General features: G+C 46.3%; 15 protein-coding genes. 2 read left to right on the top strand and 13 right to left on the bottom strand.

The window, feature by feature from the left end:
• Window positions 1-331: 331 nt before the first annotated feature.
• The 3 genes from M3212_RS10045 to M3212_RS10035 form a co-directional block, all read right to left on the bottom strand.
• Window positions 332-604 (bottom strand): hypothetical protein, encoded by a 273-nt coding sequence (locus tag M3212_RS10045; protein WP_251193833.1) that lies wholly within the window; start codon window positions 602-604, stop codon window positions 332-334.
• A 152-nt stretch (window positions 605-756) separates the two neighbouring features.
• On the bottom strand, window positions 757-2,265 hold the full coding sequence (locus tag M3212_RS10040; protein WP_251193832.1) for a tagaturonate reductase: 1,509 nt from the start codon (window positions 2,263-2,265) through the stop codon (window positions 757-759).
• Window positions 2,266-2,286: 21 nt separating this feature from the next.
• Window positions 2,287-3,300: a zinc-binding alcohol dehydrogenase family protein gene (locus M3212_RS10035; protein ID WP_251193831.1), complete on the bottom strand. Its 1,014-nt coding sequence runs from the start codon at window positions 3,298-3,300 to the stop codon at window positions 2,287-2,289.
• 140 nt (window positions 3,301-3,440) lie between these two features.
• On the opposite strand from M3212_RS10035, the gene M3212_RS10030 reads away from it, so the two are divergent.
• The gene (locus M3212_RS10030; protein WP_251193830.1) at window positions 3,441-4,304 is read left to right on the top strand and encodes an AraC family transcriptional regulator; all 864 of its coding nucleotides are present in this window, start codon (window positions 3,441-3,443) and stop codon (window positions 4,302-4,304) included.
• A gap of 119 nt (window positions 4,305-4,423) precedes the next feature.
• Window positions 4,424-5,062, top strand: coding sequence for a cupin domain-containing protein (locus tag M3212_RS10025; RefSeq protein WP_251193829.1), 639 nt, complete (start codon window positions 4,424-4,426; stop codon window positions 5,060-5,062).
• A gap of 148 nt (window positions 5,063-5,210) precedes the next feature.
• Here M3212_RS10025 and M3212_RS10020 read toward each other — a convergent pair whose 3' ends face one another.
• The 10 genes from M3212_RS10020 to M3212_RS09975 all read right to left on the bottom strand — a co-directional run bounded on the left by M3212_RS10020 (window position 5,211) and on the right by M3212_RS09975 (window position 14,575).
• Entirely contained in the window at window positions 5,211-6,011 is an 801-nt protein-coding gene (locus M3212_RS10020; protein ID WP_251193828.1) for a CPBP family intramembrane glutamic endopeptidase, read from the bottom strand.
• A gap of 80 nt (window positions 6,012-6,091) precedes the next feature.
• Complete coding sequence (locus M3212_RS10015; RefSeq protein ID WP_251193827.1) at window positions 6,092-7,189, bottom strand: ABC transporter permease; 1,098 nt, start codon at window positions 7,187-7,189, stop codon at window positions 6,092-6,094.
• Window positions 7,186-8,451 carry an ABC transporter permease gene (locus M3212_RS10010; protein ID WP_251193826.1) on the bottom strand — a complete coding sequence of 422 codons (1,266 nt, stop codon included), beginning with the start codon at window positions 8,449-8,451 and terminating at the stop codon, window positions 7,186-7,188. The genes M3212_RS10015 and M3212_RS10010 overlap by 4 nt, the downstream gene beginning before the upstream one ends.
• A 13-nt stretch (window positions 8,452-8,464) precedes the next feature.
• Window positions 8,465-9,397, bottom strand: coding sequence for an ABC transporter ATP-binding protein (locus tag M3212_RS10005; protein WP_251193825.1), 933 nt, complete (start codon window positions 9,395-9,397; stop codon window positions 8,465-8,467).
• A 207-nt stretch (window positions 9,398-9,604) separates the two neighbouring features.
• Window positions 9,605-10,240: a response regulator gene (locus M3212_RS10000; protein ID WP_251193824.1), complete on the bottom strand. Its 636-nt coding sequence runs from the start codon at window positions 10,238-10,240 to the stop codon at window positions 9,605-9,607.
• The gene (locus M3212_RS09995; protein WP_251193823.1) at window positions 10,237-11,382 is read right to left on the bottom strand and encodes a sensor histidine kinase; all 1,146 of its coding nucleotides are present in this window, start codon (window positions 11,380-11,382) and stop codon (window positions 10,237-10,239) included. The genes M3212_RS10000 and M3212_RS09995 overlap by 4 nt, the downstream gene beginning before the upstream one ends.
• 124 nt (window positions 11,383-11,506) lie before the next feature.
• Window positions 11,507-11,812 carry an MGMT family protein gene (locus M3212_RS09990; protein WP_251193822.1) on the bottom strand — a complete coding sequence of 102 codons (306 nt, stop codon included), beginning with the start codon at window positions 11,810-11,812 and terminating at the stop codon, window positions 11,507-11,509.
• 537 nt (window positions 11,813-12,349) lie between these two features.
• Window positions 12,350-13,267 (bottom strand): VOC family protein, encoded by a 918-nt coding sequence (locus tag M3212_RS09985; protein WP_251193821.1) that lies wholly within the window; start codon window positions 13,265-13,267, stop codon window positions 12,350-12,352.
• Window positions 13,268-13,315: 48 nt separating this feature from the next.
• Window positions 13,316-13,702, bottom strand: coding sequence for a DoxX family protein (locus tag M3212_RS09980; protein ID WP_251193820.1), 387 nt, complete (start codon window positions 13,700-13,702; stop codon window positions 13,316-13,318).
• A gap of 288 nt (window positions 13,703-13,990) precedes the next feature.
• Entirely contained in the window at window positions 13,991-14,575 is a 585-nt protein-coding gene (locus M3212_RS09975; RefSeq protein ID WP_251193819.1) for a dihydrofolate reductase family protein, read from the bottom strand.
• Window positions 14,576-15,054: the final 479 nt, after the last annotated feature.

Genomic DNA, 15,054 nt, shown 5'->3' with positions numbered 1-15,054 from the left:
CGATCAGGAATTTTCGTCCCGGCCTGAAGCGTAATCGTGCCCGTCGACAATGCCCGCTATGTGATTGATGCTGCCACTATTCGCTGGGACAGCCAGTAGAAGCTGACCCGATGATTTGCAAAAATGAGATGAAAATCCCCCTCCAAACGCCGGTGAAGACAGCCGGGTATCGTCGCCAACAGCGGTAACATTACAGGTGATGCATTCGTGTTCAGGACTCACTCATGAACAACACATCTGCTCTATTTCTACCAAACACATAAAAAATCCCAATAAGGTAAACAGCGATGTCACTGTCTACCTTATTGGGATCTCAAATTCATGCTTATGTTCAACTAAATCTTTCTTTTCTCTCCCGATCCAAAATAGTCTTTAATCTCGGTGTGAGGACATAATTGCTTTTTCCTGTAATCGCATTTTCAGTTAGCACGGCAAGCTCTTGATCATAAATAATTCCGGCCTCTTCCGGCGTAATCCCAAACTTCCTCCCGGCCGCCTTTAGCACAATAGGATCATGTTTAGCGGGATGATACTCGCCATCCTTTTGTTCTAGCTCTTCCCATTTACGAACACAAAAAGAATAGAGGATTTTTTTATCGACCAATGCACACACGTCCTTTCAAAAAAATAGATTCAGATGGAAGCATGTTCTGGAAGCGATAGAGAGTCTTACTCCTTACTAAAGTTCGCTAAAAAGAGCGAAGATCCTACCTTTTTTATTCGTCAAATTTTGACAAGGATTGGCGGAAACAGTGGTTACGTGTCCTTTAGCAGCCGTTCAAGGCTTGTCCTTGCCCCATATTGCATAAAATTGGTAAGATCCTGCTGTAGCGCCTCCTTCAGGCCGGCGATTGTCAGTACATTTATCCCCCACAGCTCTTTTTGCTGAAGCAGTACTTCCGTTAATCGGACCGTGTCCTCTTCATAGCGGGTCCAGGCGTCATAAAAACATTCAATCACCTGAGCATTATCGCGAATCACATATTCCTCGCCCCGCTGCCGACTTCCGATTAGAAAATCACCATCACGCCGCACAGGACGGTAATAGATGATCAAAGCGGCAAGGGAAAACACGAGCATCCGCGGTAAAGTGCCCTCGCGCCGGACATACGCAAGCAGGGACGGCATCACCCGTGCCCGGAATTTATAGACTGCGTTCATCCCGATGTCTGTTAGCATATGCCTCGTGTACGGGTTACGAAACCTCTCGAGCACGGAGGCGGCAAAGCTCTGCTTTTCCTGCTCCTCCACGTCGAGATACGGCATAATTTCGGCATTCATTCCAGTCTCGACATACTTGAGCAGCGTTTCATCCCGCATCACTTCAAGCACGGTATCTCTCCCGGCTAAATAGCTTGCCGCAAACATCATCGTATGAGCGCCATTTAATAAGCGGACCTTTAAATCACGGTAAATTGAACTATCTCCCCATTTCACATTCAATCCGGCCTTCGTAAATGGGAGCAGCTCAGCGGCATCGCTGCCGGCCTCAATCGCAAACAAATGATACGGCTCCCCCACTGTTAAGAGCACATCCTGATAGCCCAGCCGCTCAAAAAAGACGTCACTGTTTTCTTTCGGAAAGCCGGTGACAATCCGGTCGACTAATGAGTTGCAGAACTGATTGGCGCGCACCGCCCACTTTACAAAATCCTCCGGGAAATCCCATTCTCTGGCGATGCGGATCACGAGCTCTTTTAAAACTGTTCCGTTGTCTTCCACAAGCTCACACGGAACGATCAGCAAACCGGCATCATCTGAGCCATTGAAGGCCTTATATCGATGATGCAGAAACGCAGTTACTTTGCCCGGGAAAGAAAGCGGGGACAGCTCTTGCCGATACTCCTCTGCCATATAGGTCAACCCAGCCTCAGTCGTATTGGAAAACATAACTTCGATCGCCGGATTTTCAGCGACTTCCAGTACCCGCTGCCAGTCTGTATATGGGTTAATCCCGCGCGCTATCGAGGAAATCACTTCACTTTTGTCAACCTCCTGCCCATGTTCCACTCCCCGCATGACAAACGTATACAAACCGTCCTGTTCCTCCAATTTCGGGACGACCTTGCCGTGAGGAGTGGGCTGGATCGCCACGACTCTGCCATTAAACAGCTGCTGCTTGTTCGTCTGATGAATCATCCAGTCGACAAAGCCTCTTAAAAAGTTCCCCTCTCCAAACTGAACCACCTTTTCCGACAGGTGATCCGCTCGAAAGCACTCTGCATTTCCATCCCCGGCAATCAGGTCCTTCGATAATTGCTTCATCGTCTCCCTCCCTTTCCCCGCTTATTCTGTCTCCACTATGACCTTAATAACATTTGTTCTTGGATCGATTGCCTCCGTAAACTGCTGTGCAACTTCAGTAAGCTTTAGTCTTTTTGTCAGCAGCGCCTCACAGTTAATTAGATCTTTTTCCATACAGGAAATGACATATTCAAAATCGGCTCTCGTCGCATTGCGGCTGCCGATCACCGTCATTTCCCGCTTATGCATATCAGGGTGGTGAAAGCTGACACTCTCTTTGATCAAACCAACGAAGACGAGCTTTCCACCATGACTGACATATTGAATCGCTTCGTTCATCGAATGTTGATTTCCTGTCGCATCAATTACCGTCCACGCTCCGTCCCCATTCGTCAGCCGCTGAAGCTCTGAAAGCGCGTCCTTGCCCCCTTGAATGACGTGGTCAACCCCGGCCCACTGCTGACAAAAGCGCAGCCTTTCCGGATTAATGTCCATCGCGATCACCTTCGCCCCGGCCAGTGCGGCAAATTTCATCACCGCTAATCCGATAGGCCCGGCGCCGATCACCAGCACTTGCTCGCGCTCCTTCACCTCTGCTCTTCTGACCGCATGGGCGCCAATACTCAGTGGCTCTATTAACGCCGCCGCATCAAGAGAGATGTCGTTCACTTTGACCAAATGAGAGAGCGGAACAGCAAGAAATTCCTTCATCCCTCCATCGGTATGGACGCCAAGCACCTGCAAACTGACGCAGCAGTTGGGCTTCCCGTTCCGGCATGCCACACAGCTTCCACATTCCATATAGGGGACGATCGTGACATAATCGCCTAGTTGAAACTCACTTTCCCCGTTTATCTCCACAATCTCAGCGCTTAATTCATGTCCCAGCACTCTTGGATACGTAAAATAAGGCTGATTTCCATAAAAAGCATGAATATCCGTTCCGCATATGCCGATTCGTTTAATTTGGAGCAGGGCCTCTCCTTCTTTCGGTACAGGCTTTTCCTCCTCCCGTTCGAGAAATTGATTCGGCTGCTGGCAATATACCACTTTCATCTTCTCATCTCCTCTTCCTCCGGTTAGCTGTTTCTTTCATCTTATCAGCAACAGAAGATAAAAAAATTGCGTATTATTGCATATTCATACCTTATTTTGATATGGTTATCAAGAAGATAAAACAGGGAGGACAAAGAGGTATGAAACCGATTCAAAAAAACTTTGCGGCAAGCAGTCTCTTTCCTTTCGAAATCGTTTACAAAGATTCCAAAAACCTGCAACGAGAGCTGCCTTTTCATTATCACGAATGGTATGAGCTGATTTACGTCTACGACGGGGAAGGAACCTTTTTAGTCGATCAATCGATTCAATTGATGCAATCCGGGGATCTGTTTGTCATTCCGAGTAACATTATTCATCGGGCTCTTCCAAGCAGACACAATCCGGTAACCTCAACGGCGGTCTTTTTTAACCCTGTTTTTGTTCAGGACCGTTTTCTCGGCGACTCGTTTCACTTTCTCCAACTGTTTGAAACATGCTTACAACAAAAAAGCTATAAATATCATTTGGATGAAACACAGCGACAGACCGTTATTAGTGAGCTCAACTCCATCCAGACAGAAATAACGGAAAAAAAAGCCGGCTACAAGCATGCCACCCTCATCCACCTGCAAAAGCTGCTGCTGTACATTAATAGAGAATGGCACCAGTCTGACCCTGCCGGCGTACCTCCGCCCCACACGGCGCCCGGCTGGATGAATGACATCCTGTCGTTTATTGAACGTCAGGACCTCAGAAACCTTTCCCTTTCGACGCTTGCCAAATACGGCAACGTCAGCACCGCTCATTTAAGCAGAGTCTTTAAAAAGACAACCGGGCTGAAAATCTCAGAATACATCATGACGAAAAAAATTCTCAAAGCCAGAAAAATGCTCGTAGGCTCCACCTTGACAGTTGAAGTGATCGCACGAGAATGTGGCTTTGAAAGCCTGCCTTATTTCCATCGGACATTTAAGAAGTATAGTGGAATGACGCCTTCCCGCTTCCGCAAACAAAACCGGTAAGAGGCGCACGATCCGTCCCTTTAACCGGCAAGTGGGTACATGCACAGCCGCGCTGCGTGAAGCATATCATGCCGAAGATAAGCTTCACGCACTTGATAGAAAAGGCAGGAGGATACTCAATGGTTTCCTATATGGACTACACATCACCTTCAACCGAATTTGCATTTGATCTAAACCAAAGCAATCTGATGCACAAGGACAGTCAAAATTACATTAACATTTTAAGCATCAATCAATTAAATACGCTGGAAAATGTCTCGTTGCTCGATATTTTTCTCAGCACCAATAATGTGATTGAGCCACACTATCATCAAAATGCCGCTGAATTAGTCTATTGCATCTCCGGAGCTGCCACGGTTTCCCTGCTTAACCCGTTTACAAAGGAGTTTCTTCATTACCCGATTACGACCGGACAAGTAGCAAATGTTCCTCAAGCCTGGTGGCATTATGAAGTCGCTACCGCCGATAACACGCACCTATTGGCGATCTTCAACGCCCCAATCCCTGAAGTCATTCTCGGCTCTGATCTGTTAAAGCTTACCCCTGCCAGCATCATGGCCCACACCTACTGCATGGATGAAAATGAATGGACGCAAACAACCGCCCCCGTTCAGCCTTCAACCTTTATCGGTCCTACAACAGATTGTACAAAAGACGCCGAGCGCACTGTCCCAACCCACAATCAGAGCCAAGGGTATATACCGGCCCATTACCAGCCCTCTCCCTACACATCCTATCCCTATCAGCCGAAATGGTAGTCGAGGCTGGGTCAAAGATTGTTTTTTATCCTTTGCCCAGTCTCTAAGCAAGAAGCGGACCAGCCACGATCCTTTAAAGCCAGCTGTGAGAAACCCGCTCACAGCTGGTGTGGCGAGTGAAGCCATTGCATTATGATGTTCGGCCACTTTATAAATCAGGTGCTTTTTGACTCCACTTGTGATGGGGATAAATGAACGCTAATACAATCGCACCAATTGTACTCGGCAATAAAATAAAAGCAAAAAAACGAAGTGTAAACAATCCACTAACATCAAAATGACCATGAAAAGGATTTAAAATTTGAGTCGCGGTCATGATCGCAACATGAAAGCCAATTGATGTCCAAACGTTTCCTGACACAGCTCTGAAATACCCTAAAATAAACGCGAAACCAGGAATAAATTGAATTTGCTCCACAGAATACATCGCTCCTATAAAGTAAGCAAATAACGTGAACAAAAGTGATTGCAAGATGACCGTGAGCCAATGGGGAAATGATACATGTAAGTAACGATAGATATACCCTCTAAATATAAGCTCTTCAGGCAATGCCTCCATCAAAAATACAGTAACAACTAAAATCAGAATGCTCAGCAACAAGGTATTAAAATTCGTATGGAATGTTATGTCAACCCAGCCAAGCATGAGACAAATACATAAACCGACAAATGCCGGAATTGTCCAGAGAAGAAAGCCGACAAAAAATGAAAAGATGTTTGCTCGAAGAGATGACTGACCAAGGTTTTTCCACGAAATTTTATCAATTCTACATACGATTCCTAAAAGAGCAATAGTGAAAAATGTAGTAAGCAGAGCAATGAAGAAATGGGTTAAGCGGCTGTATTCTTCTCCGGAAGTCAAGTCGCTAATATAGATAACAAAATTCCAAGCGGCAATGCCTAACAACATTACAACTCCGATTCTGACTACTATCGCTGTCATTTTCATTGAACTGCTTCCTTCCATATTGGCTTTTTATAGCTTGGGGCAAGGTCAACATCTCAGATGACCTTGCCCTGACCCTTTTCCTATTTTCGCTCCATCAAATTGATGCCGATCCCCATACAGATTACGCCGATAAGCAGCAGAAACGATAGCGGGGTGGCAATTTCGCCGACACCATACTGGTAGAGCGACGCTCCTTTCAGACCTTCCATCGCGTAGAAAATCGGCGTCGCCTGTGCGAGAAGCAGCATCACTTCATTCGTCACGATCTCAATCGGCCAAAAGGCTCCGCCCAGCATCGCGATCGCTGAAGATGTGATCGGAATAACTGCCTGAAGCTGCTGCGATGTTCTGACAAGGCCGATGAGCAGCATTCCTAAAGCTACAATTGCAAACACATAGCAACCAATAACGATCAGCATGGTGCCAAAGCGATTGCCAAGCTCAAAATCCAGCAAATAGTAAAAAATGAGGAAAACCGCTACGATCTGCAGGAAGCCAATGATAAAGCAATAGAGAAGATGGCCGATGTAGACCTGCCATTTGCGGAGTGGCGAGACAATCAACCGATTCCATGTGCCTTCTCGTTTTTCCTCTGCGACATTCATTAAACTAAACATAATCGTATAGATCGAAAAAAACAACGTCATGCCAAATAATACGTGCAGCCGCTCTTCATCGAGAAAAACGCCATTTTCTCCAGCTAACGAGGTGCTGGAAACCGTAAGAACAGGTTCAGCCAAAAAGCGCTCTACTTCGGAGCGGACATCTGCTCCTTCAGAAGCCTCCAGCTGCCTTAAGCGCAGCTCCTCATTGAATACTTGATTGACATAGCTGTCAACGACATAGTGGGTTTGTTCATCAGCAGCGACAAGCAGACGATAGTCGTCCTTCATAATGCGAAGCGCTAAACCTACCGTACCTGTGGCGACAGCATTTCTTGCCTCTTCTTCCTCTATCCACTCAAAGTGCAAAGCATCGGATTCGTTTAATTTTTCCAGCCAGCCGTCCCGTTCCTCCACTGTAAGGGTTTCATCACCGTATGTGTAAACTGTCAGTTCGCTCTCTGAACGGAAGCCCGCCAGAAAGAACACAAACAATAATGTCAGGCCAAAGAAAAACAGAACCAGGACCGGCGCTCTTTTAAATCGCTGCCATTGCAGCAGAAAAACAGACCTCATGATGACATCGACCTCCTCGGGTAAATCATGGCACTGGCGATTAACAGCAGTAGCGCAAGGCCGGCAATCCTGCTAAGTGGCACAAATAGCTCATTCATCGCAAATCCCTGCATCCACTGAAGATAGGCGGTCAGCGCGGCGCCATTTGGCGTCCAGCTGCCGATGGCTGTGACAAACTCCGGCAATACGGCGGCCGGAACGAAGCTCCCGCCAACAAAGGCGAACAGGCTCACCATCCCTCCGGCAAAAATATGAGAAATCGTGTCACTCTCAAAACGAATCGCGATCGTTGTCAGCAGAACGGCAATCGCGCCGATACAAATAGAGACGATAAAAGCAATCAATCCAAGACCAAGCCAGAATTCGGCCGTATGCTGATATCCCCCAAAAGCCAAGGCGGAAAAGCCGAACAGAATCGCCGTCTGAATATAGGAAAGGACGACAGCTGAAATAAATTTTCCCGCCAAGTACTTATAAATCGAGATTCCGGAAAGCAAAATCCGATTCAACGCATGCTGCCTTTTTTCGACGAACGCTTTACTGGAAAGAGTGGAGCCAACATATAAAACGAACATGACCGCCATCCCGATCGTATAGTACTGAAACGAAGTGACCGGCTCCCGTTCCGTCACTGTCTCAATCCCGCCCGGATCGAGTACTTCTGCGGAGAAATCTGTCCTTTCACCGACCGCAAAAGCAAGCGCCGTTTCAAAATTAAGATGATTAACAAAGCGATCAATAATATCAGAAAAAATGCTAACATAAAGAGACCCGTATTCATTGACGGTTATTTCTAATTGACTCCCGTCGCCTTCATTCAGCAGCATTTTCTGCAACGAATCAAAGGTGAAATTTTCCGGTATCGTCAAAACAGCGGCAATCTCTCCTTCCGCTAAGGCGCTCTCGGCTTCGTTCGCCTCCATCGCGACAAGCTCGACCGCTCCGCTGAGATGATCGTCAAACAGCTCCATCAGCAGCTGATACGGACTAACTTCCGCCGCAAGCTCCTTCCATGCAGAAGCGACATTTTCCGGAAAATCCCTTTCATCCAGCATTGTATGAAATCTCTCTATTCCATACTCGGTCTGATCATGCTGGACAATCGCCGCCTTTATCTCAAACTGTGCGACATCACCTTCCATCACGCCCTTTAACGCAAATCCTAATATTGTAATTAATAAAATCGGCATAAACAGCAAAATGAGCAGTTCTGTCCGATCACGAATTAAGGTGAGGAAGTCCTTTTTCAGCATATCTATCATCTTTTTTCCCCCTCTAGTCTCGCAGCTTCCGTCCCGTCAAATGCAAGAATACATCCTCCAATGTCGGAACCTGGACATTGACGCGCAAAATCTGAGCATCGTGCCGCTCAGCCGCGTGAAAGATTTCAGCGAGCATTTTGCTTCCTTTCGGGACAATCAGTTTAAGCCCTTTTTCCGTTTCAATCGTTTGAATGATAGCCTGATTAGCTTCCAGCTCGTTAAACAGCCCGCCATTTTGCCGTTCTAAATCAATCAGGATCGCTTCCTCTCCTGATAAAATACTTTTCAGCTCTTCCTTTGTTCCTGCCGCGATTACCCGACCATGATCCATAATATATAAGCGGTCGCAGAGGCGCTCTACTTCCTCCATGTAATGACTGGTGTACAGCACCGCCAGCCCCTGCTGCTGATTCAGCTCCCTTACCATTTCAAGAATATGACTTCTTGATTGCGGGTCGATCCCGACGGTCGGTTCATCCATAATCAGAATTTCAGGATTATGGAGCATCGCCGCCGCCATATTTACGCGTCGTTGCATACCGCCCGAGTAAGTGCGGACGACCTGCTTTTGCCGGTCCGTCAGACCGACCAGCTCCAGCACTTCCTGAATTTTTGCTTCAAGCTGCTTGCCCTGCAAACCGTAGATTCTGCCAAAAAATTTCAAGTTTTCATAAGCGGTCAGCTCTTGATACAAAGCGATTTCCTGCGGCACCATTCCCAACACGCGGCGAATCGCGTTCGGCTCCTGAATCACACTTTTTCCATAAAGCCGGACGTCGCCTGAATCGGGACGCAGCAAAGATGAAATCATCGAAATCGTCGTCGACTTCCCTGCTCCATTCGGCCCGAGCAAGCCGATCGACTCCCCCTTTTCCATATAAATGTTAACCCCTTCCACCGCCGTGACTCCTTTAAAGCTTTTTGATAGCTCCTCCGTTTCCAGCATCAACTATACCTCCTTCTTCCATCACCATCTTACTCTTATTTTAAAGTTCCAGCGGTCCGCCGCCTACTATCCTCCGTCACTGCTTTATCGCTTTTTCGTGACTTAAGTCATTTTCTTAGAAACAGCAGCCTGCCTCGATCCCTCGAAAAACAAAAAGGAATCCCTTCAACCGCCGCCTCGGCGTGCAAGGAATCCCCTATATGGCTGCTACACAATTTTTCTGCGAATTGCGTAAATCGCCAGCTGCGTGCGGTCTCGCAGCTCCAGTTTATCTAAAATGACACTAATCTGGTTTTTGATCGTGCCGACAGATAAGCCTAGTTCATTTGCAATCTCCTTATTGCTTCTTCCCTCTCCAACTTTGCGAATAATATCGAGCTCACGTGGCGTCAGAGACGGATCAGGGCTTTCCGCCTCGGTCCTCTCTTCAATCAGCTTTGGCATCACCTTCGCCGCCACCTGGTCCTGCAGCATAATCCCGCCTGCTAAACAGCTGCGGATCGCCCGAATGAATTCCTCAGGCTCCGCACTCTTGAGCATGTAGCCTCTCGCTCCGGCCTTTAACGCCTCCAACGCGTATTGCTCATCATTAAATGTTGTCAGGATCAGCATCTTCTGCTTCGGCCAGCGCGAATGAATGATCCGCGCCGCTTCCAGCCCATCCATGACCGGCATCCGGATATCGAGGATGACGAGATCGAATAGATGCTTTTCACAGAGCGCGACGGCGCTTTTTCCATCGCCTGCCTCGCCGGCAACCGTAAGCTCACGGTCGGTTTCGATCATCATTTTTAAGCCTTGGCGCACCATTCCCTGATCCTCCGCCAACAAAATCCGAATCATTTGCTGTCCCTCCCTTTTTGCAGCAATGGCAGCGTACCACGTACAATAAAATTCCCATCATAATGCCGTATCTCCAAATGGCCGCCCGCCTGCTCGACCCGCTCTCTCATTGAAGATAAACCAAACCCCTCTCTAAAAGAAAGCTGCTCATCATATGTCACATTCGCCACTTCAAAACGAAAAACCGTTCCCGCCGGTGCTTCAAATAAGATAGTGGCTTCTTTCTTTTTCGCGTGCTTCATCACATTCGTCAGCGCTTCCTGAACAGCCCGGTAAACGACTGTTGCTTGCTGGTTGCTCAGCGGCGCTGTGAAAGCGCCGTGCTTCACCGACATATGAATGCGAAGATAGCTCTCGGCCTCCAGCCGGCGGATTAAGCTGATGATAGCCGATAATCCAGCCGTATCATCTTCCTTCAATGTCTTCACCGCATTGCGTGTTTCCTCCAGACTTTCTTTCGCCAATTGCTTCAGCTCATTCACCCTCTCCTTCGTCCCGCCGGCAGCCTCCAGCCGAAATACTTCCAATTGCATGAGCAGGGCTGTCAGCTTATGCCCGACAGAATCATGAATATCCCTGGCAATTTGCCCGCGCTCCTCCTGCCGCGCCAGCTTTTCGCCCGCCACAAGCTGCCGCTTCATTCTGCGGAACTCACTAAGCAAAGCTTCATTGCGTAGCGCAACGTCTGATGCTTTCAGAAACAAGCGGCGATACATTACAAATGCCGTTCCAAGCATCACGCTGTAGACGAGAATAAACAGCGGATGAAAGACGGCGTAGCCGAAAAAGGCAGGAAGAATCGAACCGAGCAGCAGCAGCCCGCCAATCAAAGCAGACTGAACAGCCTTCAGGCGATAGACAGCCTTTCCCGCGATCATCGTAAAAACAAGTAAAGGATAAGGGTTAACGGCGCCTTCTTGCTCCGGCCATAGAGCGGCGATAGCCATTACCGCGGCACAAGCTAATAAAGCGGTAAAGCGCCCTTCCTGCTTCCTAAAAAGCGGGGAAAGAAAAAACAAGGCAAAAAAGCCGGCAGCCCCTGCAATTCTTTCTGGCATCGCATGAACCGGTTCGGCATAGCCGTTTATTGCCAGAATCCACGCCACCATCAGCAGCATCAGCCACATCCAAAAAGCCGCCACACGCTCCCCCTCCTTCTTGCTTAAAACCAGCATTCAACTCAAGGCTAGTATAGCGGTAAGTATTTCCTTTTTACAAGGGGATTTATAAGGAGCTAAGTGATACAAAGCTAGCAGTTCTGCATGCTTACGGGCGAAATTGATATCGCTCCAGCTCAATACGATCATCTTCCGTAAATGTAATTCCCTCGCTTTCAAGGGAGAGTTTTTGAACTTGAAACGCCTCATCATCTTTTAACCCAATCTCCCCTTTGGCATTAATCACTCGGTGCCAAGGGAGGCGCTGCTTTTTGCTCATGGAATGCAAAATCCGTACGACCTGCCTCGCTCCCCGCGGGCTTCCTGCTAGTGCAGCGATTTGTCCATAGGTCATGACCTTCCCAGGCGGTATTTGTTTAATAATCTGAATGGCCCTTTTCGTAAATTGCTCCATTCGAAACGTCCTTTCCATCTCTTTTGTTTCAAGCTACTCCTCAAGCACCTGGCTCTATCCTTGCTTTCTCTCTACTCAAGGAAGCAGCCGGTTGGCTATTTTACTATTAGCCCACACCTTGTCACCAGCATGCCGGCGTATACTTTTGTAGCTTCTTCACCGTTTACGTCCATCCACTCATCAATATCATGCATGCAAGGAATATCAAAGTCGAGAAAGGCGAGCATCGCAAAGTTCAAGGAAATTAACTGTCTCCTCCACCTAACCACAATCAAATGATATAAACAAGCCTATCGACAATCCCGTTTCTACAAGTCTTTGGCGATAGACTGAAAGCTCCAGCGATCCATCTCAAAGATGAATCAGTGGAGTTATTATTTTTTTTGGTATTGGAACATTAGTTATTTTACAGGTTATTGACGATGAAGCAATGTTTTACTGCTCCGGTATACTCAGCAAGTGTCCGCTGGCCGATGGTTGCTCGTGGTACAACCTCTTCGGTAATTAAGCAATAATCTTATGATATGCTTGTAACTTTCATTCTCCCTTGTATGCTTTTTGTAACTCCGCAAGATTCAGTTTCTTCATTTTAAGAGTTGCCTGCGTCACACGTGCGATTTGTTCCGGTGTGCCATTTTTCATCATCTCGTCCTTTTCTCTCGGTACAATTTGCCAGCTCATTCCATACTTGTCTTTCAGCCAGCCGCATTGCTCGGATTCCGGCACCTCGGACAGCTTATCCCAGTAGTGATCAATATCTTCTTGTGTCTCGCAATAAACCGTCAATGAGATTGCCTCGCTGAAACTGAATTGATGATCTCTAGCGCTATCCATTGCGGTAAACCACTGATTCTCAAGTATAAAATCTGCAAACATGACTGTCCCCTCTTTGTCAGGTTTCATGCCTTTAGGGTAGTGGACAATCTGGCCCTTTTTTGCGTTCTTAAATACAGATGAATAAAAATTAATCGCTTCTTCCGCTTTGCCGCAAGTATCACCGACAAACATTAACGAGGGTATGATCGCCGGCCGCTCTTCACCTTCTGGATTCGTAAGGATCAACTGCCACGACAAACCATACTTATCTTGAATCCAGCCGTATTTCTCACTAAACGGATACTTATCAAACGGCATTAACACTGTACCGCCTTCGGACAATTTGCTCCAAACCTCATTTATTTTTTCACTCGCGTCTTGTTCTCGCGCTGGGTCAAAATTAACCATGAAAGACACCGACGGATTAAATTTGAAGTAAGGCCCTGCGTTGATAGCCAAAAACTCCTGTCCCCACAACTCCATCGAGACCATATGGGAGTCGCCCGATGGTGTGTCGTCAAGTGGTGTTATACTCGTAATTCTAGAGTCAGGGAAAATGGAAGCATAAAACGCTGCAGCTTCCTCCGCCTCCTTGTCATACCATAAATGTGGAACGATGTTTTGAGTTGGTTTTGCCATTATGATTCCTCCTCATTATTCTATTGGCCTTTCACTGTTGTTCAGATATTAAGCATGGCTGAATGAAACGTTTCTTCGGTTTCTGTGATAACTAACATAGGACCCAGCTATCAATATGTATCCAATAATGAAAATGATCCATCCACTGGCAGGGACGCCCGCTGCAACACTTGAATAAAACGCTCCTGTCAAATTAATGACAAAACCAGCATACGCCCATTCCTTAATTCTTGGGAAACCAGGTACTAGGATGGCGATTACACCTAACAACTTAGCCACTCCAATAAAGGGAACAAGGTAGGCGGGGTAACCAAGGTGATAAAATCCTGCAATGGCACTGGGAGCAGAAATGATATTAGGAATTGAACTCATAAGCATGAATGCTGCAAATAGAACCGTGAAAGTCCAGCCAATTATAACTTTCTTCGAAGACATTTATTTTCTCCTTTCAACATAAAAAAATCATATTAAATCATTTTGAACGCTTTTCGAGCATTTCTTCAAGTCTATCCAACAGTTCAATGGCTCCTTCAGACATACTTCTAATGAAAGAAGGAACTTTAAGTAGTTCAATCAGTTTGGAACTTCAATCCTTGAGAATGTGTGCATGCTTAACACCCCAAAAATTATGCTCCTTTTTAAAAATTGTCGGGTAAGGCGTATAGGAAATTTATGCACTTGACGATTAGCTTAAGGCTGGAGCATCCAAAGACATAATAGGACTTATCGGCCCTGAGCATTTTCTTGTGAAGTTTCGGTACTCCTTACTGGTTGATATGTCTGAAGGACCGCTCCTTTTTTAAATACCTTTGTGCTTAAAAGGTTAAGGTTAATCGAATCAGGCAAGTCCTTGAATAATGGCACCCCACTTCCAAAGGCAATAGGATTAACAATCAATCGATATTCATCGATAAGACCAAGTCTAGAAAGGGACTGTGCGAACCTCCAACCTCCATGTGCCATGATATCTTTGCCAGGTTGTTGCTTCAAACGGTAAATCTCTTCCGCAATATCACCGTCCACCACTTGTGAATTATTCCAATTGGTTTCCTTTAATGTCTTAGAGAAAATAACTTTCGGTATTTCGTTCATAGGAGGAGCTAATTTAGCGGTTGAAGATGGCCAATGCTCAGCCATTTCGTGATAAGTCACTCGTCCCATAATGTGCGTCCCCACTTCCCAAAACTGATCGACGGTATACTTTTCCAACTCATCATCAAAGCTCCGAAACACCCAGTCATGCGCTCCACTTGTTGGTGCGACAAATCCATCAAGAGAGATGTTCATTCTTAGAATTACTTTTCGCATATATTGTTGCCCCCTTTGTATTCAGCCAAATTGCTCGCAATGATTGCATTCTCCGAGATGATAACAAGCTTCAATATTCCCATTTTCAGACATCCTTTCAATTAAGGCTTAAGAGGAACGATGGTTTATTTTGGTGTTACCATCGTTATTCCTCCTTCTTTTTTTACCATTTTGATTCTGTTGTGATTTCTTAAAAATTGCTGAATGTCTCTGTTATTAAAGAATTTGGCTCCAAACAAACAAGCTCCTGTAAGGGAAAAGCAATCCAATTAATGAAACTTTTATAATACGAACCTTCAGTCAGATAACCTTCTTGAGGAGTTTTATTCAAAGCCTTCTTTTGGATTTTCATTGATTCATACGTTATGAATACATTCAACCTCTCAAAGCATAACAAACCGCCTTCTATCAATAGTAAAAAAGGAATCATTTATCTTTCCAAAACTGAGGGTACATATAGGAGGAATTCATGAAGACAT

Origin of the sequence: Halalkalibacter oceani (genome assembly GCF_023715705.1) — a bacterium.
GTDB classification, from domain to species: domain Bacteria; phylum Bacillota; class Bacilli; order Bacillales; family Bacillaceae_D; genus Halalkalibacter; species Halalkalibacter oceani_A.
Note: the sequence above shows the minus strand (reverse complement) of the source record. Positions and strands in the feature narration are given on the sequence as shown.

Coding starts and splice junctions, on each gene's coding strand:
- M3212_RS10040 (WP_251193832.1), bottom strand. CDS start 2,265: ATGAAGCAATTATCGAAGGACCTGATTGCCGGGGATGGAAATGCAGAG.
- M3212_RS10035 (WP_251193831.1), bottom strand. CDS start 3,300: ATGAAAGTGGTATATTGCCAGCAGCCGAATCAATTTCTCGAACGGGAG.
- M3212_RS10030 (WP_251193830.1), top strand. CDS start 3,441: ATGAAACCGATTCAAAAAAACTTTGCGGCAAGCAGTCTCTTTCCTTTC.
- M3212_RS10025 (WP_251193829.1), top strand. CDS start 4,424: ATGGTTTCCTATATGGACTACACATCACCTTCAACCGAATTTGCATTT.
- M3212_RS10020 (WP_251193828.1), bottom strand. CDS start 6,011: ATGAAAATGACAGCGATAGTAGTCAGAATCGGAGTTGTAATGTTGTTA.
- M3212_RS10015 (WP_251193827.1), bottom strand. CDS start 7,189: ATGAGGTCTGTTTTTCTGCTGCAATGGCAGCGATTTAAAAGAGCGCCG.
- M3212_RS10010 (WP_251193826.1), bottom strand. CDS start 8,451: ATGATAGATATGCTGAAAAAGGACTTCCTCACCTTAATTCGTGATCGG.
- M3212_RS10005 (WP_251193825.1), bottom strand. CDS start 9,397: ATGCTGGAAACGGAGGAGCTATCAAAAAGCTTTAAAGGAGTCACGGCG.
- M3212_RS10000 (WP_251193824.1), bottom strand. CDS start 10,240: ATGATTCGGATTTTGTTGGCGGAGGATCAGGGAATGGTGCGCCAAGGC.
- M3212_RS09990 (WP_251193822.1), bottom strand. CDS start 11,812: ATGGAGCAATTTACGAAAAGGGCCATTCAGATTATTAAACAAATACCG.
- M3212_RS09985 (WP_251193821.1), bottom strand. CDS start 13,267: ATGGCAAAACCAACTCAAAACATCGTTCCACATTTATGGTATGACAAG.
- M3212_RS09980 (WP_251193820.1), bottom strand. CDS start 13,702: ATGTCTTCGAAGAAAGTTATAATTGGCTGGACTTTCACGGTTCTATTT.
- M3212_RS09975 (WP_251193819.1), bottom strand. CDS start 14,575: ATGCGAAAAGTAATTCTAAGAATGAACATCTCTCTTGATGGATTTGTC.